The sequence below is a fragment of the Natronincola peptidivorans genome, assembly GCF_900111615.1.
GTDB classification, from domain to species: domain Bacteria; phylum Bacillota; class Clostridia; order Peptostreptococcales; family Natronincolaceae; genus Natronincola_A; species Natronincola_A peptidivorans.
Window position 1 is genome coordinate 24317 of the sequence record NZ_FOHU01000017.1, and the last position, 20303, is coordinate 44619.

Consider the following 20303-nt stretch of genomic DNA (forward strand, 5'->3'; position numbering starts at 1 on the left):
GAGACGGACTTTAAATGCTTGTCCGCATTTCCAGACTATTTTCCTGTTTTTCGAACTACTCAATCTTGTATCTCTTTAGTTTCTCGTAGAAGCTTGTTTTCCCTACCTTCAATGCCTTCATGGCTTTATTTCTATTGCCATTGTATTGCTTTAAGGTCTCCTCTATCACTTTTTTTTCAGTTTCCCAGATAGTTTCCTTTAAAGATTTTGCTATTTTCCTTTCCTGGGAGCTTTCTGGTCTATAGATTCCTGTCACTAGATGCTTTGAAAGGATGGTGTTGGTTTCTGTTAAATTCACAGCTCTTTCTAAAATGTTTTCTAGCTCCCTAACATTTCCAGGCCAATCATAATCCAACAGCTTGTGCAGCGCTTCTCCCGAGATGCGTTTTTGCTGACAGCCTATTCTATCACAAATCTTTGGAAGTATAGCATTAACCAAAGGAAAAATGTCCTGTCTACGCTCCCTAAGTGGAGGTATCCAGATGGGAAATACGTTAATTCTATAGTATAAATCTTCTCGGAATCTTCCCTTTAGTATTTCATCTTCTAGATTTTTATTGGTGGCCACAATGATCCTTACATTAATAGATATTCTTTCATTGCCTCCTACCCGATAAAAGCTTCTGTTTTGTAATACCTGCAATAGCTTTACCTGAAGAGGAGCAGATATTTCTCCAATCTCATCTAAAAAGATGGTTCCTCCCTCTGCCATCTCAAACATTCCTTTTTTGCCTTCTCTTTTTGCCCCAGTAAAAGCCCCTCCTTCATAACCAAATAGCTCACTTTCCAACAAATTCTCTGGTATACTTCCGCTGTTCACATGAATAAAGGGCTGTTCTTTATACCTCCCAGCATTATGAATAGCCTTCGCCAGCATACTTTTTCCTGTACCACTTTCTCCTAGAAGTAAAACCGTGGAGTTGGATCTTGCTGCTTTATAGATCATTTGCTTCACTTGGTAGGTTTCTCTACTATCTCCAACAATCTCTGGTAAAACGTTGGCTATTTCTTCTTTCTCTTTTAACCTAGCCTCCATTCTTTCAAGGGTAAAAAGTGCATCATCTCTTTCTCGAATGACCTTTTTAATTTCAGAGATATCCTCTACCTTTAAGACAGCTCCCACTCTTTTATCAAATTGGTTTACCGGTTTTAATGTGCATATGGTGGAACGTCCATTGATTTCTGTAAATTTTTCTTTATAACTAAGGTTTCTACCCTTTGCCACCTGATAAAACTCCTCAATGGTACTGCTATGACTATGAATTTCAAAAATATTTCTCCCGATTACATCAAAATCTCCAGCATTTTCTCCTTTGCCTCGATAAGGCTTCCCTACTAATAGGTCGTAGATACCTTCTCCTCTTGCTGTATATCCCTTAGTTTGATAAAATTTTACTTTTTTTGTAACTTTGTCTAATACCACCATATGCCCGATGGCAGTATTAAAGGGTAATATAAACTCCTGATCCTCCACCGCAATCCTTATATATTTCTCTATATTGTCTATCTTTATGTTAATTTCTTTACCTAAAAAGATTTCCTCTACTTGTAAGCTATTCACTGTTTTAGATGATTTACTGCATTGATAAATAGGTTTGATATCTGGGCTATTGATGGCTCCCATAGCAACAAGGGCGTCACCCATCTCAATAGTATCATCATGGATTCCAATATAGCTTAGGTTTTCAGGCGTAAGGTTTCCGTCATCCTTTCCAAGCCAGTTGTCACCAATAAGGACGATGTCTCCATCCTGGATTTTACCCGCCTCATGTCCTATTCCTTGATGGCCAGAAATACCAAATATCTCCTTTGCCTTTTGGTTATAAATTTGTATTTTCCCATTATGGTCAATAAAAATAAAGCCCTCTAGCATCATGTCGGTAAATTGCTTGATTAAGCTATTGTTTTCAAACATTGATATCATTCCTCAAGGTAAAAGAATTTATAAGCCTTTTGGTTTCTTCTATCAAAAACCTTATATAGTTTAGTCTACACAATAAATCCCCTATCTTCAATGGAAATTTTCTATGACACCTCTTAAAAACAAAATTTATATAACTCTGAAATAATCAGCATACTATTGTGATATAATTGAATTTACTGCATAATATTTTTTGGGAGGTGTTTTACCTTGTCAGTACTAAAGGCAATTATATTAGGTATCGTCCAGGGTTTGACTGAATTTTTACCCGTCAGCAGCTCTGGCCATTTATCCGTAACACAAATGCTGTTAAATCTTCCTGAGGATAGAATTCTATTTTTAACCGTGATGCTTCATCTTGGTACTCTTATCTCGGTTTTCTTTATCTATGCCTCAGATATTTATTTGATTTGTAAAGAATTTATCCTCATGCTGCTGGAGGTATTTAAGGGTAAAGGAATCCAAGTCAATAATGAACATAGAAAACTAGGGGTTTTAATTATTATAGCGACTATCCCTACTGGTTTGATGGGTATATTTTTAAAGGATATTTTTGTAGGCTTTTACAACTCTTCTCTCATCATTGGTATCTCCCTCATCATTACCGGAACCCTTTTGTGGACAGCAGAAAAAATCCACAGTGGAAAAAGAAGCATTAAGCAAATGAATTGGTTCGACGCTGTTATTGTTGGTGTTTTTCAAGGGTTAGCCATCACCCCTGGAATCTCCCGTTCCGGTGCTACCATTGTAGGTTCCTTGTTTAGAGGCTTTAATAAAGAGCTTGCCACAAAGTTTTCTTTTTTAATCTCTATACCCTCTATAGGAGGTGCCGTCTTATTGGAAATGAGAGATGCCATCACCTATGGCACTGGTGATATGACCTTTGCGGTTCTTTTAGCTGGTATCTTGGCTTCCTTTTTATCTGGTATTTTTGCCATAAGGACCCTTATTAACTTTATTAAAAAAGAAAAGCTTTATTACTTTTCTTATTATACCTGGACCATCGGCAGTATCATTGTTATATTCAATATTGTCCGATAACATCTTAGAACTTCAACTACTAAAAAGCCCAACATTTTAATGTGTTGGGCTTTTTTATGCATATACACGTAACTATACTATTTTTACCTTATACTCCTTCATCCATGTATTGACCTGGATTAAGTAAGCTAAAAGCTGGGGTCCTGTCATTAGTTGACCAAACCATGGTTTGCCAAAGGAGGCTCCTCCTGTTTCTACAATCTCCATCACCTTAGGAATATTAATCACATCTAATAGAGGGGAGGTAGTATCCTGTAGGATTTCTTTCATCTTTTGCTGTACCATCTTTGTGTAAAGAGGATGATGGGTTTTAGGATAAGGACTCTTTTTCCTCTGCAATACTTCTTCTGGTAAAATTCCTTTGATGGCCTTTCTTAAAAGTCCTTTTTCCTGTTGATTATGATACTTCATTTCCCATGGTACATTCCATAGGTATTCTACAATCCTATAATCAGCAAAGGGTACTCTTACCTCTAAGCTATTGGCCATACTCATTCGATCCTTTCTATTGAGCAACGTAATCATAAACCACTTCATATTGAGATAGAATAACTCCCGCATTCTATTTGCCTTTGGATTTTCTCCCTCTAGCCTTGGTACTTCCTTGATGGTTTCTTCATACTTGGTAGCTACATAATCCTCTAGAGAAATATTACGAAATGCTTCTGACATAATACCTTTTCTTTCCTTTGTAGACTTTGCCCATGGAAACGTATCCGCCTCAATGTCTTCCTGCCTTGTAAACCATGGATATCCTCCAAAGATTTCGTCTGCGCATTCTCCCGATAAAGCTACTGTAGCATTTTTTCTTACTTCTTTGCAAAAAAGGTATAGTGAGGAATCAACATCTGCCATTCCCGGCAGGTCACTGGCCTTCACCGCGTCCTCTAATGCTTGAAATAATCGTGGGTTATCCAGTAGTATGCTATGATGCTGAGAACCTATATGGTTTTTCATAATTTTAATATACATTCCATCAGAGTTGGGTTGGAATTCATTCGCTTTAAAGTATAAATCATTGTCAAAATAATCAATGGAATAGGTATTCAGCTGTTCTCTCCCATCTCTTTTAAATGCATTAGCTGTGACTGCCGATATGGTACTGGAATCTACTCCCCCAGACAAAAAAGTGCAAACAGGTACATCTGATACCAGCTGTCTTTCCATAGCATCTACCAGTAAATGTCTCACGTGCTCTACTGTTGTTGGAAAATCGTCCTTGTGCTCTTTGCTTTCCAGCTGCCAATACTGCTTTATTTTATAATCTCCCTCCTGAAATACTAACCAATAGGCAGGAGGAACTTCATGAATGTTTTTAAACACACCGTTACCGGGAGATCTTGCAGGGCCTAGACCAAAAACCTCCGCTAATCCTTCTTCACCAACAATAGGCTCCACCAATGGATGTGCCAGAAGGGCCTTTATCTCGGAAGCAAACATAAAGTGCTCCCCTATCTTGGTGTAGAACAAAGGCTTTACACCTAACGGGTCTCTAGCAATAAAGAGTCTTTCTTTAAAGGCATCCCATATCCCAAAGGCAAAAATCCCGTTGAATTTTTTTACGCAATCTATTCCCCACTCTATATATGAAATAAGTAGTACCTCTGTATCGGAATAAGATTGAAAATCATAACCTTTTTCCTTTAATTCTTTTCTCAAATCCTCAGTATTATAAAGCTCACCATTATAAATAATGGTATAAGTTCTATCACCTAGTCTTCTTGTCATCGGTTGTTTTCCACCCTCTGGGTCTACTACCACAAGACGTCGATGACCCAAAAGTACATTTTCTTTTTCATAGATTGCCATGTCATCCGGACCTCTTCTATTAAGCTTGTTTGTCATTTCTTCAATAATATGCTTTTGTGTTGAGATGTTTTCCTTAAGATTCATCCATCCAACGATACCACACACAGCCTTCAACTCCTCCGTTGGTAAAATTGATATTCTATACTATCATATGAAAATACAGGAGAATGATGTTTGTCTATATAAAGAAAGCTGGCAGTCGAGAAATTTCTCACTAAAAAACCTGCTATTTTTTCTATAGCAGGTTTTTGTTTTTATTTTGTGTTTTCTAAGAAATAATCGATGATATCGTCAATAGTTATGATCCCTACTACTGCATCCTCTTCTCCCACCACAGGTATAGCGATAATATCATTTTGTCTTAATCTTTTAGCTATGGTATAGATATTTTCCTCTTTTTTTGCGGTAACCACATCTTTTGTCATTACCCATTCCACTGGACAGCTTTCATAATGTCCTGGATCAATCAAAAATCTGTAGATGTCCGCCTTTACTATCATCCCTTTTAGATTTCCCTCATCATCTACTACCGGTGTACCATTAATGTCTTTCTCCACCATTACTTTTAGGGCTTTATCAATGGTATCTACAGGACGTACAGTTACTAGTTTTTTTCTCATAATATCTTTGGCAAGCATTTTTCTTCCCCCTTTAAGCTTTGTAGATAATTCCATCACAAAAAATTGCTTTTATTGCTTGGCTCTCAGCATACATTATGATTGGCATGTTCTTTTTTACGTATAGATGCATCGGAAATTTATAGGTTTTTATGACATTTCCACTCATGACCTTAAGCTTTGTTTCATGGGCATGGTTTCTACCCCCTAAATCTGCTAATCCACCACCAAAAAGTAGTCCTTCTGCCCCCATAACATCCATAGATAGCTCAGGATAATCAATAATTTTAGCAAATATGGGTTTCTCGTCCTTAAAAATATGGTTCTCCATGTCTATATAGTCCACCGCTTCCTCTATCTGAATACAGTTTTCATTATAAAATTTTACATTATTGGTGCCCACAAAAATATAACCTTGGATAGCTTCCTCATCTAAATGAATAAATCCATTGAAGCTTCTAAAATCTACAAATAGTAGGAGCTTTAATAGATAAGTTTCATTATAGCTGCCCAGGTCATTATACTTCTCCTTCCAAAGCTGTTTCAGCTCTAATTCTAGCTTGTCTTCATTGATCTTTCCCAGCATAGTTTTGCAGTTGTAAATATTGGCTATCATATTTTTTATTCCTTGAAAATCGATCTCAACATCTTCCACTGTAAGATGTGTAAGTGCAACTAATGCTGCGTTTTTCACATCATGTGCATTATTAATAATAATCCCCAAGTGCTTCCCATTTTTGTCGCATACATTAAAAGCCATGATTTCTCTCCTTTTATTTCGTAAAAATATGTTATGTAACTAACATTCTTTCTTTTTAGTAAAAATCCTTTTTTCTTTTTTAATCCATCATAATTATGCCTAAAGCCCTAAAGGTTTCCCACTCAATATTAGGGTTTTTATCAATCCCATGATATTTTTGAAAGTCGTATAGGGCTCGTTCCATCATAGGCCCATATTTGCCATCTAAATAATCATTATCATAATAACCTAATACCTGAAGTCTCCTTTGAATCTCCATCACATCGGCACCAAAACTTCCTGGCCTGATGGTTTTTAATCCATATCCAAAAGGACCATGTAAACCATTTATTATAGCTACCGGTGTCCCATGCTTCACATACTTATACAAATCTTCAACATCTTTATTGTTCATACGAATACACCCAGCTGAAGCGTTATAGCCAATGCTATCTGGTTTGTTGGTGCCGTGTATTCCGAATCTACCCCAGGGTACATTCAGCCCCATCCATCTAGTTCCGAATCCACTCCCCCATCGGGCTTTGTTGACAATTTCCCATGAGCCTAAAGGAGATGGGGTGCTTGGTTTGCCACTGGCTATGGGATACTTTTTTATTAATTCATTTCCATTGAGAAGATATAATCTTTTCTCTTCTATATCCACTAGTATCTTTAAATCATTATAATCGGGATTGTTATCGAGCATCTTGTATTCCCATTGGATGTATTCTCCAAAATACTCACTGGCATATTTGTCAGATACACTTCCTACTTTTGCCAAATAGTTTTGATTGTATAATAAAATAATACTTCCTAAAGTAAGTATGCTTATAAAAAGTATTATTATAATTATTTTTTTTGACCTTTTATACACATCCACTCCCCCTAAAGACATATTGCTTTGATTATAATCTATGAAGAGGGCTAGGGAATTATAATTGTTTGTTATAGAAATTTGATTATGAATTTCTGATCTATTATTTTAAAGCTTATTTCTTAACATTATTTCATTAACATCACTTCTTGGTTCTCTATGGAGTTGGACTCTCACGTTTCTCCATTTTCATGACTTAATCTACAGTAAATTCCTACATGGTGGTGTAGTGAAGGAAGGCAAATAGTTGACTTAGTCTTAATATTATGATAAATTTAGTTTGTAATTTTAAGCTTGCAAGCCATAATTTAATTATGTTTGTATGTTTTCTAGGGTTCCGCAGTTTGTAACTGGCAGGTCCGAGAGAAAACGCACAGTTAACTGTGTACACGGAAGGATAAAAGCCTGGGAGATATTTAATAATATTTCTATGGCTTTTTTATTTTTAAAACTTTTGAGGAGGTATTTTAATGAAAAAATTTGTTGCTGAAGATGATTTTTGGAGCCTATTTCCCAATGCAAGGATTGGTGTTGTTACTTGCCATGGTATAGATAACTCTATAAAAGATACAGACAAATATAAGGATATGATTTATAATTCAGAAAAGGAAGCCTTAAAATATTTGAAGAATGAAGAATTTAGCAGTAACGAAGTTATAAAAGTATGGAGAGAGGCATTTCAAAAGTTTAAAACCAAGAAAGGTGCAAGATCATCAATTGAGGCATTGCTAAAACGAGTGTATAATGGAAACCATTTAGGGACGATTAATCCCCTAGTTGATATTTATAACTGTATTTCATTAAGATACGGCTTGCCCTGCGGCGGTGAAGATATCAACACATTTGTTGGGGATATAAGATTGACTAAAGCAGTTGGAAATGAAGATTTTATTACCTTGGGAACGGATGAAAATGCACCACCCTATGAAGGTGAAATAATATATAAAGATAATGAGGGAGCTATTTGCAGGTGTTGGAATTGGCGAGAAGCAGTAAGAACAATGCTCACTGAAAATACAAAGAATGCCTTTTTATGTATTGAGTTAGTTGATGAAAGGAGATTGAAGCAATTAGAGAACGCCTTAAATGATTTAGCAACAACAGTACAGGAGAATCTAGGTGGAACATGTAAGATTTCAATTCTTGATATTAATAATAAAGAAGTATCAATAAACTAACTTGAGGAGGATAAAGGGATGAGTTATTTCAGTTATAAAGATATTTATATTGAAGATGGAAGGGGAGTACTGGAAGTTAACATACTTCCAGAAAAGCATTGCAACTTTGACTGCATATTTTGTCCTATTGGAAGGTCACAAAACAAGGTAGATACCCAAAAGTCATTTGATAAAATAGACAGTTCATTGATTGAACTAGGAAACATCATAGAAAATAAAAAAGTAGAATTAATCTTTATTAACTCAAAAGGAGAGGCCTTGGTCCATGATAAAATCCGTGACATTATTGACCTAATCAAAAGTAAGAGAGTACCTGTAAGGCTGCTTTCTAATGGCTATTTGCTGGGCAGAGATGAATATATACAAATAGCCAATAAGTGTGATGAAATTATTGGAGAAATAAAATCAATTTCAGAAGAAGATTTTCAAAAAATCCAAAGACCAATTGCAGGATATACACTAAAAGAATACATTTCAAACATGGTTTCCTTTAATAAGCAATACAAAGGGAAATTTATATTTGAAATTACTATCATTAAGGGCTATAACGATGATGAAGAATCCATTCATAAGATAAAAAATATTATTAAAGAAATATCTCCTGATAAGATAATTATTACAAGAATGGAAGATGAAATATTTAAGAAAAAACTTGGTATAGCTGATGAAAGATTTAAGGAAATTTCTAATGCATTATTAAGTATTTAGCAATACTAATAAATACTATTGTTATTATTGTGAAAAATTAAGGGTGATATTTGTTTCGTATTCTTTTTTGAGTGTACAGGATGAAAATGTGAAATGAAAATAATTTATTTATAAATGCGTAGGCATGTGATAAAAAGATTAAGCTATGGGTATGATTATGAGAAAAAACAATCGATGCAGTCCAACGAATTGCAAAAAGCTTATTCGAAAAAAATGCTAAGAAAAGAACTGAATCTAACAATACTACTACCCCTTCGAATAGTTGAACTCATAATCAAACTTGCTTCATATTTTCCATCTGTTACTCCTTAAAAAGATGATGTGTCATTAATCAGGCGGTCAAAGACCGCCCCTACACATTGACAATATGCAATTGTATCGACCAATAACTGGCGACCACAGGTCGCCCCTACAATATACGATACCACACAACAGATAGGGGCACCACGCACCATGTAGGGGCGACCTGCGGTCGCCCGAATATGTAATATATTACGCATGATTCATCTAATTCGTCTTATGAAAAGATAATGTTCCTCATTATTTAGAGAGTTTTATCTTCTTTTAATTCCTTTATTGCATTTTTTACAGCCAGCTTAATAATAAAGTACAGTATAAACGCTGGAATAGCCAAAAATACTGGAAGTATAAATAAATTAACAATATTGAATGCTGACATAAGTTTTCCCTCCTTACCATTGCATATAATCCATCTAATTCGCCTTAAAAAGATAGTGCAGCATATTGTGAACCTAAAATAATACTCATAATACAAGATTTGCAATTCTTTATGGATCTGACTAACTAAATGTTGTTTCTTTTATAAAAGCTTCTATTACTTTAAAACTAAATCGAACTATCCGTTGGTATAGTTTTCATGCAAACCACGTAAGTAAGCCTACAAGTATAGCTATAGGTAGTCTGGCTAAACCAATTTTTATCCAAGCCTGATCTCCTGAAATTCCAGATACAGCTGCTCGCCCTCTAGGGTTAAAAATAATAACAGCAGCTTTCACAATCCACAGAACGGGTATTGCAACCATCAGTATCCAGCCAGCAACAGTTTTTTGAGCTGAAATAAATTCTATTAAAGCCATTGCGTAAAAAGCTAGTAACAGAATAGATACAGTCACAAACCACCAAGGTCTTTTGCTAGATGCGTAAGCAGCCTGTTCTATTTTTTGCCATTTAGCACCCATTGTCATCATAGCAACGCTAGTGATTAAAGCTGCAATTGATAAAGTTGTTCCGAATGCTTTTATAAACATAAGCGATTCCTCCTTTTAATTTAGAAACTATATACTAAAAATGTTGTTATGCTCTGTTATCTTTGCTTAAATGAAAAATTTAGTTATTTAATTAATTTAATTCCAATTTTATGGAGAAATCATTTATTCTATTAACAACACTTTGCTAGTACAGAGCCTTTCATAAATAATCACCTCACGTATTTAATTATAAATTAATTGTACCTAATTCTATAAACGCATAACTAATTATTTTATTGTTTTTACTCATTTTACATCAAACAAGTCCTAGATATTACAATTTTCTTCCTTACTAATGTTACTCCTCTTCTTAGCTCCTCATTCCTGCACTAGTTTCTAAGGCTATATATCCTTCTATTTTAACCTATCCCCTAAACATGCTATAATAAATATATAATGAAAGATTAAGAGGTGTTTCTTGTCAAATGGTCAGAGATAAGGAGACTTTATCCCAATCAATATGTAGTTTTAGAAGAATTGGAATTCCACATTAAAGGGAATAAAAAATATGTTGAAGATGTCGCCATTATCAAGCCTATTGACGATTCTAAAGAGGCTACACGTGAATTAGTTCGTTCCAAAGGTAAGAAATTCGTTTATCATACTGCTGAGGAAACCATTGTAATAGAAGTTGTAAGAAGCCCTGGGGTTAGAGGAATTAGTAATCATGAAAATTGATTTTAGAGATGGCTTGCTTTTTACCTCTATTACTCTTAATTTTGAAGGAAAAGAAAAAGTCATTGATATAGAAAACGGTAGTATTAATGGATCCATTGGCTTAGACCTCCTTATGAAGTCAAAAGCAATTATTGACCTAAATACTTTAGAAATACACATATAAGGCTAATATGCAGACTTAATTTTCAAAAAGTGTCAGCAAAAGTAGATTGCCAAAAGTGACTGTCACAGAGTGCAATTACTAAGAGGACTTTTTCTATACATCCTCTTTATTAAGCAATAATTTATGCAAAGTTTTCAATCTTATTTTCCAACTTGATACTTATCCATTAACTTTGCAACTTTTCTAAAAGCATCTCAAACTCTTTAATATAGCGATTTACTATTCTTTCTGCTATCTCTTCAGCCATTTCCTCTTTATACACATGGGAGGTCATATTTCTATCACTCAACATCATTAGCCAATCTTGTTCATTAACTATAAGTTTTTGAGCATAGGCTTCTTTAATAACTGCTTTAGGAGAATTTTTATCCATAATGCCTATATCCTCTAGGTACTCTTTTGTGGTTTTCCAAGAAAGTTCATATGTAAATTCAAATCTTTGTATAAGACCGTCACGAATGACATTACTGGCATCTTCCTGTTTTAATTCTTCAGCCGCTTCCTTCAACCTTTTTAAAGCATTTTTGAAGTTAATCAATTTTGTTTCTAGTTTGTTCATATATAGTTACACCCTCTCTCATAACATTCTCTATGAATTTATCATCTAAACTTTCATCTATAAATACTACATCAATTTTTTTCAATGTGTTAATTTCCTCAATTTCAGAACAAAACAATGCTTTGTCCATGGATGACAATCCATTTCCAAATACTGCAATGTCATAATCACTCACTGTTGAATAATCTCCTCTAGCCCTAGAACCAAATAGAATAATCTTTTCAATTTTATATTTAGTAGCCACTCCTCTTATATCCACTAAAACATAATCCTTCATTTTTATCTCTGCTTTCTAGGTTAAATTTTATATATTACCCTGTTGAACAGGAGCTTTTCAGTGACAACATCTACCTTCACTTTCAAAAGGTCTTCTAACTCATTCTTTAACGCAATTAAGTCAAATAAAGTCCGCTCCTCTTGAAATTAAACAAGAAAATCTATGTCACTGTCTGAACTTTCTTCTTCTCTTGCCACTGAACCAAATAATTGAATTTTTATTACACCATACTTGTTTGCTAAGCTTAATATATCTTCTCTCTTTTGAAAAACCAACGCTTTTGTACTCGTTTTTATCACCCTCTATATTTTTATCATCTATATTATACCTCTTTTTTAAGGATAAATAAACAAATATTCCCATACTGCTTTATTTGCTGTGTGTATTTGTCTATAGAATGTAAAACAGACTGCCTAATTTCAGTAGTCTGCTTTATTTATGCGTACCAATAGCCCTACTTGTTTTATCTTCTCCCATAAATCTCCCTTTGCCCTTCACTTTCAAGGGGTAGAGGCTTACCCCAAAGGTGTTCTTCCTAGGAAGTCAACCAGCGCACATTCAGCCCCATCCAGCTAGTACCAAATCCAGTCCCCCATTGGGCTTTGTTGACAATTTTCCATGAGCCTATTTCTCCATCTTCATGACTTAATCTACAGTAAATTCCTACATAGTGGTGTATTGTTTGTAATGTTTGGATGTGGGTGTTACTATAGAAAGGGATGCGTTTTGTGCAGGTGCAAAGGAAGGAGGTCATGAAGTAGTTCGTTTTGCAACAGCAAAATTGAATGTCCACCCTTGTATAGGTTGTTATTATTGTCGCGAAAATGATGGAAGATGTATATATGATGATGATATGTCCCAAATATATCCCCATCTATTAACAGCTGATGTGATTGTTTTAGTAACACCCGTCTATTATTTTAATATAACAGCTCAACTCAAGGGCACTATTGACCGATTTTTTTCTGTGAATTCAGTCTTACGTGATAACCCCAAAAAGCTTTTTTTAATCGCTGCTTGTACTGATAAGGATAAATGGGCAATGGATGCTTTGAAAGCAAATTATTATGCCATGTGCCACTATCTTCATTGGCAGGAAGGCGGTATGGTTCTGGCTTTTGGTGCGAGTACAAGGAAAGATGTGGAAAATAGTGAATGTAAAAAAATGGCGAAGAATTTGGCAGCACAATTATAAAACCTAAGAGATTCAACCAAAGCTATTCATAGCTCATACAATTTACATTTTCTTTTGAGGCATCTAAGATGAACAAGACGCAGAAGGGTTTATATAGTTTTGTAGGGAAGGCCCACTGTGGCATTCCGCGTTAGAATTTGTATTTAACAGCGTGGAACGACACAGAGGTCGTCCCCTACACGAATTCCACTTTTGCCTTAACTCTTTTTGAGGCATACAAAATGAAAATGTGAAATGAAGTTTTTCAGATAATATCTGGGCTATTGTTGTTTTTATTGCATTCCTATTAGCAGTGTTAATTACAGTTTTTATGAATCAGGAATCTAGAATTGAAGAATTAGAAAAGAAAGTGGAAAAGTTATTCAATAATGAATCACCATAATATAAGCCATAAAATCCACTCATTTTGTGCGTCTAATCATTATAATATAAATCATGGACATCACTAAAGATATCGATGCAACTATAATGGAAGATGTTAAAAAACTTGTGACAAAAAAATGGATTCCATACCATTGACCTAAGAGTAGTATCGCAAGAGGTATCACCCAATATGCTGAAGCCCCTGTAATATTAACATATGCTGTAACTATAGAGACAAATGATGTTAGAATCCATAATATAGACAAGTACTTTATGACTCTATGATTTTTGCTTTGTATACTGATCACTAAAATAAAAATCCAAATGATTATATATGCCAATGTAACTATTAGATTTTTTATAGTTGCAGGACTTCCCATCAAGAACTCTTGAAAATTTAAAATCATGCCAGCAACAACAGTCAAAATAGATAGAACCATTGTCATTGTTATCTTGTTCTCCATTTTAACCCTCCCCCCATAAATGTCTTCACTTCACATTTTTTATCAAGTATGCAAATTTTTTTTGTATCTTTGCCCCTACTATGCAGTTACATCAACTGTTATATAGCCACTTCATAAGATTTACTCATCTTCTTCCACATTTGAAAAATAAGATGTATTCCCCTTTCTTATCCAGTATATCATTATATTTCTTTGATTAATATTGAAGAGGCTTGATCCAATATGTAGTTGGACCCATAGGTTCCATTATTATATGAACATATTGAATAGCCACCTCATCTAAAGTCAGTTGAGACATATTAAATTCTACTTCAAAGTTCCTTTGTAGCTCTATTGGATATAATTGTGGTATAAGTCCCGCTGGATAGTGAGGACTGCTTCTTAACACATTCATAACTTCCTCAAGAAGTCCCTCATGAACTATCTTCTCCACGCTAGTTTTATCTTCTACCTCAATGCTTTGATTGGCTGGTATATAGAACACTAATAAATCGGTACCGTAAGAATAAGGATCATGTCTTTCTTTCCATTGACCCTTCAATGTGTATTGAGGACCTTCTCCATATATCTTTAGTTCTAGAGATTCTGGAGAAGTAGTATGTGAAAACCAGTAAAAACCTCCTATTACAATCAGAATAGATATAGCCATGGGCATCATCATAATCAATGCATTTGTACGACTTTGTTTAAATAAAAATATACCTTTAAAAAATAATCCAATACTGATTAAGGTCAAAACTAGTATTATAATCACAATGCTCATCTCTTTCCCTCCAATTTTTTCTGTCTAAATCTCTACAGCCGTTGGCTCAGTAAAATATATAATTACGGGAATGGTGGTGTTAGGTAGTGTTTTTATAAATATGTCACTATTATATAACTATTGTGTTTCTGCCATGTGGGTAATACCAATCATATCAAGGTGTTTTCTGACCTGTGTAGTGAGTTCAACCTAGTATGTCAGAACCTCATTCAAAGTAGACTAAGCAATCCCTAGCTTGTTAGACGATAAATACTTGCAAACCGTTCCCTTATTATACCATTAATTTTCTATTTCTGTAGCATGTTGCAGTTAAGGGACAAAAAACTAGACTGCTTTATCAACAATCTAGTTTGTATTTATTAGAAAAAATTGGTTACTTAACTACAAGCTCGTTATTCTACAGCAAAAAATACAATGATAATGACCATAGCCCCATGCAAGTAAAGAATCCTCCTGCGATAATAGCAATGACTTTAAGAAATTTACTTTCTTTACTAAATCCAACAGTCAATAGTATTATAGCAAATACCAACATAAGATATGTGATTGCTACGAGTTCCATGAAGCAGCCCTCCTTTAAACTATTGTCTCGCTAAGCAGCATATTTATTTTGTTTTAAATTGTGCTACTAAATCAGTTAATTCTTTGCCTATTGCTGTTAATTCTCCAATAGAATCCGTCATCTTCATAAATTCACCCCTCTGTTGTTCAGTGCTGCTGGCTACTTCTTCAGTAACTGCTGCTGACTGTTCAATTACTGCCGATATTTCTTGGATACTAGCACTTATTTGTTGACTTATACTTGCTATATCACTAGATAGGTTGTTAATTTCTTTAATCTGTACGTTGCTTTCTTTGGTGCCTTCGATAATACTACTGAAGGCTTCTTTCGTTTTATGTGATATTTCCTTACCTTTTTCTACTTGTTTATTTGCGTCAATCATCAAATCAACAGCTTTATGAGTGTTTTGCTGACTGTTTTGTATTAAGGTTTCTATATTTCTAGTGGCTTCTCTAGAATGTTCGGCTAGCTTTCTAATTTCTTCTGCAACCACTGCAAACCCTTTACCTGCTTCTCCCGCTCGTGCTGACTCAATAGCAGCATTCAATGCTAATAAATTTGTTTGTTCAGCAATACTGCTTATCATTTCTAGTATCTGTGCAATTTTATCTGAGTCAGTTTGTAATACTCTAATATTTTCTTCTAAAATACTTGTAAAATCAGCTATTTCTTTCATTACATTAATATTCTCATTTACTGCTATATTACCTACTTCGGCTTTCCCCATAACCGAGTCTGTTGATTTATCTAATATGTTTAACTTCTCATTAATGTTTTGTATACTTTTAACCATTTCAGTAGCAGCTTCTCCAATATCTGCAACACTTTCACTTTGTTCATTGGCTCCATTAGCTAGTTCCTGCGTATTATTAGATATAATTTCACTTGAATCATCTAGTTCTTTAGCGTTATCAGCTAATTTCTGAGAGGATGACGTAATTGTTTGGGTGGCATCCTGTATTTGTTCAATTAAGACTCGTAAATTATCAACAGTATGGTTAAAAATATCTGATAGCTGTCCAAACTCATCTTTTCTTTTACTCTGTATTTTTTCAGTGAGATTATTGTTTCCTATTTTTTTCCCCAATTCTGTCAGTTCAATTAATGGCTTCTTTATAAACAATCTTATGATAAAAAAAGCAACACATCCAGCTAGAAGAATAGAAGTAAGTGTTGAAGCCACGTTGAGAATGGTTGGGTTGTCAAAGATTTGTGATGCATAGTGTATAAAGGCAGAATTGCCTACATTAACAATAGCAAATGCAATAATAATAAAAACAGTTAACTTAAATTGTATACCTAATCCAACTTTCCTTATATTTTTAATTTCTATTATATTTACCTTTTCCACATGAACTCCCCCTTAAGTGAATTAATAAAAAGATTGCTAATTAACAATATCTCCATCAGCTTCTTAAATACAACTCTTTAGAAAACAATTAAAACAGCATGCTATCTTTCCATTCCTAGTATCCATTTTTTTATGTCTTTAAGATAATTAAGTAATAATTCTTGATATCGAGTGTTTGGTAACGTTTTCCCTAAATCACAATAAAAAATCACCTCTCATTTTCTTCATGACAGGCGCTTACATACAAAATTTGCAGAAAAAATTATTGTAATTAATTCTGCTTTGTATTTTGGCAACCTGGCAATCATAGAATAAGTTATTCCTTAGACCCATAGCTTTGCGACACTATCTTTCAATAGCTGTGCCTTTATCGATACAATATTCAATTTTAGAAGTTGCTTAATTTTCACTATTGTCCCTTATAAAATAATCTTATGTATCTCTTAGTAGTTTATCTAAATACATATAAATCTACAGTTAATAATTTTACATTGATGAACATTTCAGATTAGAAGAGCTGTAATTTGATAATTATAAATATATATAAGTATACGAAAATTGCACTTAGATAGTTAAGAAATGAAGTTTAGTTTTACGGCATATTTCCCTATAATTCTACATGTTTAGCATAATTATATCATATATCGACAACTGCACATAATAGTTCAACCTTAAGAAATCCTAAAATTTTTTTAAGGTTGGAAATATTGTATAACTAAAAAATAAAACAGATTACCTTTTTAGCAATCTGCTTTGTCTCTGACATTGATAACCTTTTTTAAATCTTCTCCCATGGCTCTTTTCTACCCTTCATTTAAAAGATGATATGCCATAAAATAATTCTTACATTAACAGATACCTATAGTATGTTTGTAATATTTAGGTAAGGGTGGTACTATAAAAGGAGTAGAATAGCATTCTATAGTACAAGTGTAGAATCTTATCATTTAACACCTTTTATGTGTTATTATTGAATAGATAAAAATTCCTCAGCAGTAAAGGAGAATAAATTTATGAAAAATATACTTTCTAAATGGAGTTTTAACAAGCATTTACTCTTTTGTTTTATTGTTCTATTTATTACGGGAATAGTAGTTAGATCTACCCGTTCCCCTAATCATGCTTCAAGTATAGGCATCATCGGTGGAGCAGATGGTCCGACAGAAATATTTATTTCAGGAGATCCTTATTCTGTCATACTATATATAATTGTCTTAATCCTCCTGCTGGCTTTATATAAGCCCTTAAAAATGATAATTAAGAAATTTTAGTATAGGTATTGTTCTCCTTGCCTAATTGAAATTATTTTTCTTGCAGCTTAAACTCTGCATTATCCGTTATCTTAATTCCAAGTCTATCATCTGTCAATTTCACCTCTGACGACTCCTCTTTTAGAAAAATAAGTTTATCTCCATCTATTTGAAATACATACTTATACAATCCATCATTGGTCATCATCGTTAATACATTTTCCTCTATTGTATAAGCTCCAACTGGTAAATAACTGCTTAACGAGTCATATACGAAGGAAATATTAACATCAGAAATAGTAATCCACGGAGATATAGGAGCCATAGCTGCCTCTGGTCCTGTTTGTTCCAAAATATAAGTCCCGTCCTTTAGAGTGATTATATCATTGGTGGTATTACACGATGTCAAGAATAATAAAACCAAAACCATAATCAAACTAACTAATGTTCTTTTCATTTTCCATCATTCCCCTCTCAACTTTCTGTTTATAAGCAAATAGCTATTTTCTTTGCCTGTCTATCCAGATGTGATATTGTCTATAGAATATTTTTTCCACCTTTTTTAATTGATTCGCTTTAAAAAGATCATGCGTAATATATTACATATTCGGGCGACCGCAGGTCGCCCCTACATGGTGCGTGGTACCCCTATCTGTTGTGTGGTATCGTATATTGTAGGGGCGACCTGTGGTCGCCAGGTATTGGTCGCTACAATTGCATATTGTCAATGTGTAGGGGCGGTCTTTGACCGCCTGATAATGGCGGATTTTCCATCTGATGCATCGTGCTTTCATTCAAGAAAGATTAAGTCACACCTGTCTTATTAGAGGATAATTTTTTGCAAATCATCCCTTATTATACCATTATTTTTCTGTTTCTGTAACATGTGGTAGTTAAGAGACAAAGAAAATAGGCTGTTTTTTAGCAACCATTTTAGTCTCTATTTTCAAGAGGTAGGAGGTACCTCAAAGGGCATTCCTCTTTAATTTTATTTCTTTAAACGGCTTTGACAATTAAGTATGTTGATATTATAATAATATTACAGTTTATCCGGATCCCAGGGGGCAAGGGTGTAATGGGCGTGATTCACTTAGAAATAGGAATATTCTTAATTAATCAATCATAGTAGGAGATGATATAGTTGAATAAATGGATTATCACTGTCTTAATATTCGTTATAGCTTTTGTTCTTTATAACAATAAAAAAGAAGAGGGATATCAGGTAATTAAACCTGCTGATGCAAAAACCATGTTAGAGCAAAGCAAAGATGTGATATTATTAGATGTTAGAACTAAGGAAGAACATCAAGAGAAGCATATTGGGGGAAGTTTATTAATTCCGCTAAGTTCCTTAGAAAAAGAAGCTGAAAAGAAACTTCCAAACAAGGAACAAACAATTATTGTCTATTGCAGGTCAGGTAATCGAAGTAAAACTGCTGTAAACCTATTATTATCACTGGGATATAAAAATGTATATGATCTTGGAGGTATAAATAGCTGGCCTTATGAAATCAAATAATATCATACTGAAAAAGCCACTTTCTCTTACTACAGAAAGTGGCTTTTATCACTTAAACAAAGAGAGACATAATGCATGTCCCTCTTTAACATCACTTCACCGCCTAACTTAGTCAGCCTTTCATGAAGCATAGATCCTGTATCATTAGATGCTAAATATCCTTTACCAAAAATGACTTATATATTTTTATAACGTTGTATATGCTCATCACTCAAAAACTCGTATGCAGCAGAAATCTCTTGGAAAATCTCTGTTGCATTGGGAGCTTTGCTAAGGTCTGGATGATACTCCTTTGCCTTTTTCCTATAAGCACTTTTCATCTGAGCTTTATCTGCATCATAAGGAACCCCTATAATATCACAGCTTCTCTCATACTTGTTTTTAAACTCAACATTGGGATTTATAAATCCCTGACCATAGCTTCCCTGGCGACTGTGGCCGCCATAGGCCCCTTGACCCCCTTGGTGATGTTGTTGATACCATTGCTGCTTGAAGCGTTCCTCCCATTTTCTTTGCTGCTCATAATAACGTTGCTGCTGTTCTCTTATTCTATCCTCTTCTGCTTTTCTGTAGGCTTCTTTGAATTCATTAAAACCTTTATATTGATAATTTATTCCATCCATAAGATAATTAGCTGTATTAAACAAAAACTCCGTTATGATATACTTTATGTATTTCAAATAGGCTGCCAATTTGCCTCCAAACATTAAAAATGCCAGTAAAAACAATATAGTAGATAATCCCATAGGATGCATCAAAATTCTTAAACCCAGATTAGCGAATAACAAAAAAAACAAACAGCCTCCCATACTCATTAAAGCCAAACAGCCTTTGAAAAAACTTCCTACAAATACTACCATATTCACAATCAGCTGTATGAAAAAGTCCATGATTGCAGAAATCATCTTAGCTATTCCATATAATACTTTACCTAAAATCTTTTTGATTAGTCTCATATACAGTTATCCTCTCCTTATCCCCCTTAAGCTTTGCTAAAGGCTAGT

The 20303-nt window shown here is 34.2% G+C and carries 24 protein-coding genes and 2 riboswitches; of the genes, 8 read left to right on the top strand and 16 right to left on the bottom strand.

Features of this window, described 5'->3' with window-relative positions:
* Positions 1 to 55: 55 nt before the first annotated feature.
* Positions 56 to 1915: a sigma 54-interacting transcriptional regulator gene (locus tag BMX10_RS14585; protein ID WP_090445911.1), complete on the bottom strand. Its 1860-nt coding sequence runs from the start codon at positions 1913 to 1915 to the stop codon at positions 56 to 58.
* 216 nt (positions 1916 to 2131) lie between these two features.
* Here BMX10_RS14585 and BMX10_RS14590 point away from each other — a divergent pair, with 216 nt between their 5' ends.
* Complete coding sequence (locus tag BMX10_RS14590) at positions 2132 to 2962, top strand: undecaprenyl-diphosphate phosphatase (protein ID WP_090445914.1); 831 nt, start codon at positions 2132 to 2134, stop codon at positions 2960 to 2962.
* 72 nt (positions 2963 to 3034) lie between these two features.
* Here the strand turns inward: BMX10_RS14590 and asnB are convergent, their stop codons facing one another.
* From asnB to BMX10_RS14610, 4 genes are all read right to left on the bottom strand, one after another.
* Positions 3035 to 4876: an asparagine synthase (glutamine-hydrolyzing) gene (gene asnB, locus BMX10_RS14595; RefSeq protein WP_090445917.1), complete on the bottom strand. Its 1842-nt coding sequence runs from the start codon at positions 4874 to 4876 to the stop codon at positions 3035 to 3037.
* Positions 4877 to 5025: 149 nt separating this feature from the next.
* Positions 5026 to 5409, bottom strand: coding sequence for a CBS domain-containing protein (locus BMX10_RS14600; protein ID WP_090445920.1), 384 nt, complete (start codon positions 5407 to 5409; stop codon positions 5026 to 5028).
* A 13-nt stretch (positions 5410 to 5422) separates the two neighbouring features.
* Positions 5423 to 6148, bottom strand: a complete 726-nt coding sequence (locus BMX10_RS14605) for a hypothetical protein (RefSeq protein WP_090445923.1) — start codon at positions 6146 to 6148, stop codon at positions 5423 to 5425.
* 79 nt (positions 6149 to 6227) lie between these two features.
* Positions 6228 to 7001, bottom strand: a complete 774-nt coding sequence (locus BMX10_RS14610; RefSeq protein ID WP_244272729.1) for a L,D-transpeptidase family protein — start codon at positions 6999 to 7001, stop codon at positions 6228 to 6230.
* 318 nt (positions 7002 to 7319) lie between these two features.
* Positions 7320 to 7415, top strand: a riboswitch (guanidine-I (ykkC/yxkD leader).
* Positions 7416 to 7471: 56 nt separating this feature from the next.
* Between BMX10_RS14610 and BMX10_RS14615 the strand changes: the two genes are divergently transcribed.
* Together BMX10_RS14615 and BMX10_RS14620 are read left to right on the top strand one after the other, a co-directional pair.
* Positions 7472 to 8179 carry a B3/B4 domain-containing protein gene (locus BMX10_RS14615; protein WP_090445928.1) on the top strand — a complete coding sequence of 236 codons (708 nt, stop codon included), beginning with the start codon at positions 7472 to 7474 and terminating at the stop codon, positions 8177 to 8179.
* An 18-nt stretch (positions 8180 to 8197) separates the two neighbouring features.
* Positions 8198 to 8887: a radical SAM protein gene (locus BMX10_RS14620; protein WP_090445931.1), complete on the top strand. Its 690-nt coding sequence runs from the start codon at positions 8198 to 8200 to the stop codon at positions 8885 to 8887.
* 544 nt (positions 8888 to 9431) lie between these two features.
* Here the strand turns inward: BMX10_RS14620 and BMX10_RS18495 are convergent.
* Together BMX10_RS18495 and BMX10_RS14625 are read right to left on the bottom strand one after the other, a co-directional pair.
* Complete coding sequence (locus tag BMX10_RS18495; protein WP_280140780.1) at positions 9432 to 9566, bottom strand: hypothetical protein; 135 nt, start codon at positions 9564 to 9566, stop codon at positions 9432 to 9434.
* A 196-nt stretch (positions 9567 to 9762) separates the two neighbouring features.
* Entirely contained in the window at positions 9763 to 10155 is a 393-nt protein-coding gene (locus BMX10_RS14625) for a hypothetical protein (RefSeq protein ID WP_090445934.1), read from the bottom strand.
* A gap of 411 nt (positions 10156 to 10566) precedes the next feature.
* Here BMX10_RS14625 and BMX10_RS14630 point away from each other — a divergent pair, with 411 nt between their 5' ends.
* Together BMX10_RS14630 and BMX10_RS18095 are read left to right on the top strand one after the other, a co-directional pair.
* Positions 10567 to 10833, top strand: coding sequence for a hypothetical protein (locus BMX10_RS14630; protein WP_090445937.1), 267 nt, complete (start codon positions 10567 to 10569; stop codon positions 10831 to 10833).
* A complete protein-coding gene (locus tag BMX10_RS18095; protein WP_170834841.1) occupies positions 10823 to 10996 on the top strand; it encodes a hypothetical protein in 174 nt (57 codons plus the stop codon). Before BMX10_RS14630 ends, BMX10_RS18095 begins: the two co-directional genes overlap by 11 nt.
* A 166-nt stretch (positions 10997 to 11162) precedes the next feature.
* On the opposite strand, the gene BMX10_RS14635 is transcribed toward BMX10_RS18095, so the two are convergent.
* The 3 genes from BMX10_RS14635 to BMX10_RS18355 all read right to left on the bottom strand — a co-directional run bounded on the left by BMX10_RS14635 (position 11163) and on the right by BMX10_RS18355 (position 12131).
* On the bottom strand, positions 11163 to 11555 hold the full coding sequence (locus BMX10_RS14635) for a nucleotidyltransferase substrate binding protein (RefSeq protein ID WP_090445940.1): 393 nt from the start codon (positions 11553 to 11555) through the stop codon (positions 11163 to 11165).
* Positions 11527 to 11832 (bottom strand): nucleotidyltransferase domain-containing protein, encoded by a 306-nt coding sequence (locus BMX10_RS14640; protein WP_090445943.1) that lies wholly within the window; start codon positions 11830 to 11832, stop codon positions 11527 to 11529. The genes BMX10_RS14635 and BMX10_RS14640 overlap by 29 nt, the downstream gene beginning before the upstream one ends.
* Positions 11833 to 11978: 146 nt before the next feature.
* On the bottom strand, positions 11979 to 12131 hold the full coding sequence (locus tag BMX10_RS18355) for a nucleotidyltransferase family protein (RefSeq protein WP_244272730.1): 153 nt from the start codon (positions 12129 to 12131) through the stop codon (positions 11979 to 11981).
* 398 nt (positions 12132 to 12529) lie between these two features.
* Between BMX10_RS18355 and BMX10_RS14650 the strand changes: the two genes are divergently transcribed.
* Positions 12530 to 13027 carry a flavodoxin family protein gene (locus tag BMX10_RS14650; RefSeq protein WP_244272733.1) on the top strand — a complete coding sequence of 166 codons (498 nt, stop codon included), beginning with the start codon at positions 12530 to 12532 and terminating at the stop codon, positions 13025 to 13027.
* A 401-nt stretch (positions 13028 to 13428) separates the two neighbouring features.
* Here the strand turns inward: BMX10_RS14650 and BMX10_RS14655 are convergent, their stop codons facing one another.
* From BMX10_RS14655 to BMX10_RS14665, 4 genes are all read right to left on the bottom strand, one after another.
* A complete protein-coding gene (locus BMX10_RS14655; RefSeq protein ID WP_090445949.1) occupies positions 13429 to 13854 on the bottom strand; it encodes a hypothetical protein in 426 nt (141 codons plus the stop codon).
* 196 nt (positions 13855 to 14050) lie between these two features.
* A complete protein-coding gene (locus tag BMX10_RS14660) occupies positions 14051 to 14617 on the bottom strand; it encodes a hypothetical protein (RefSeq protein ID WP_090445952.1) in 567 nt (188 codons plus the stop codon).
* A 397-nt stretch (positions 14618 to 15014) separates the two neighbouring features.
* Positions 15015 to 15179: a hypothetical protein gene (locus BMX10_RS18100; protein ID WP_170834842.1), complete on the bottom strand. Its 165-nt coding sequence runs from the start codon at positions 15177 to 15179 to the stop codon at positions 15015 to 15017.
* Between the two features lie 43 nt (positions 15180 to 15222).
* Positions 15223 to 16530: a methyl-accepting chemotaxis protein gene (locus BMX10_RS14665; protein ID WP_090445955.1), complete on the bottom strand. Its 1308-nt coding sequence runs from the start codon at positions 16528 to 16530 to the stop codon at positions 15223 to 15225.
* A 288-nt stretch (positions 16531 to 16818) separates the two neighbouring features.
* A riboswitch (cyclic di-GMP riboswitch) is annotated at positions 16819 to 16906 on the bottom strand.
* 637 nt (positions 16907 to 17543) lie between these two features.
* Here BMX10_RS14665 and BMX10_RS14670 point away from each other — a divergent pair.
* A complete protein-coding gene (locus BMX10_RS14670) occupies positions 17544 to 17801 on the top strand; it encodes a hypothetical protein (protein WP_090445958.1) in 258 nt (85 codons plus the stop codon).
* A gap of 31 nt (positions 17802 to 17832) precedes the next feature.
* On the opposite strand, the gene BMX10_RS14675 is transcribed toward BMX10_RS14670, so the two are convergent.
* Positions 17833 to 18237, bottom strand: a complete 405-nt coding sequence (locus tag BMX10_RS14675; protein ID WP_090445962.1) for a hypothetical protein — start codon at positions 18235 to 18237, stop codon at positions 17833 to 17835.
* A gap of 684 nt (positions 18238 to 18921) precedes the next feature.
* Between BMX10_RS14675 and BMX10_RS14680 the strand changes: the two genes are divergently transcribed.
* Positions 18922 to 19299, top strand: a complete 378-nt coding sequence (locus BMX10_RS14680) for a rhodanese-like domain-containing protein (protein WP_090445964.1) — start codon at positions 18922 to 18924, stop codon at positions 19297 to 19299.
* A 176-nt stretch (positions 19300 to 19475) separates the two neighbouring features.
* Here the strand turns inward: BMX10_RS14680 and BMX10_RS14685 are convergent, their stop codons facing one another.
* Positions 19476 to 20255, bottom strand: coding sequence for a J domain-containing protein (locus BMX10_RS14685; protein WP_090445967.1), 780 nt, complete (start codon positions 20253 to 20255; stop codon positions 19476 to 19478).
* Between the last annotated feature and the right edge of the window lie 48 nt (positions 20256 to 20303).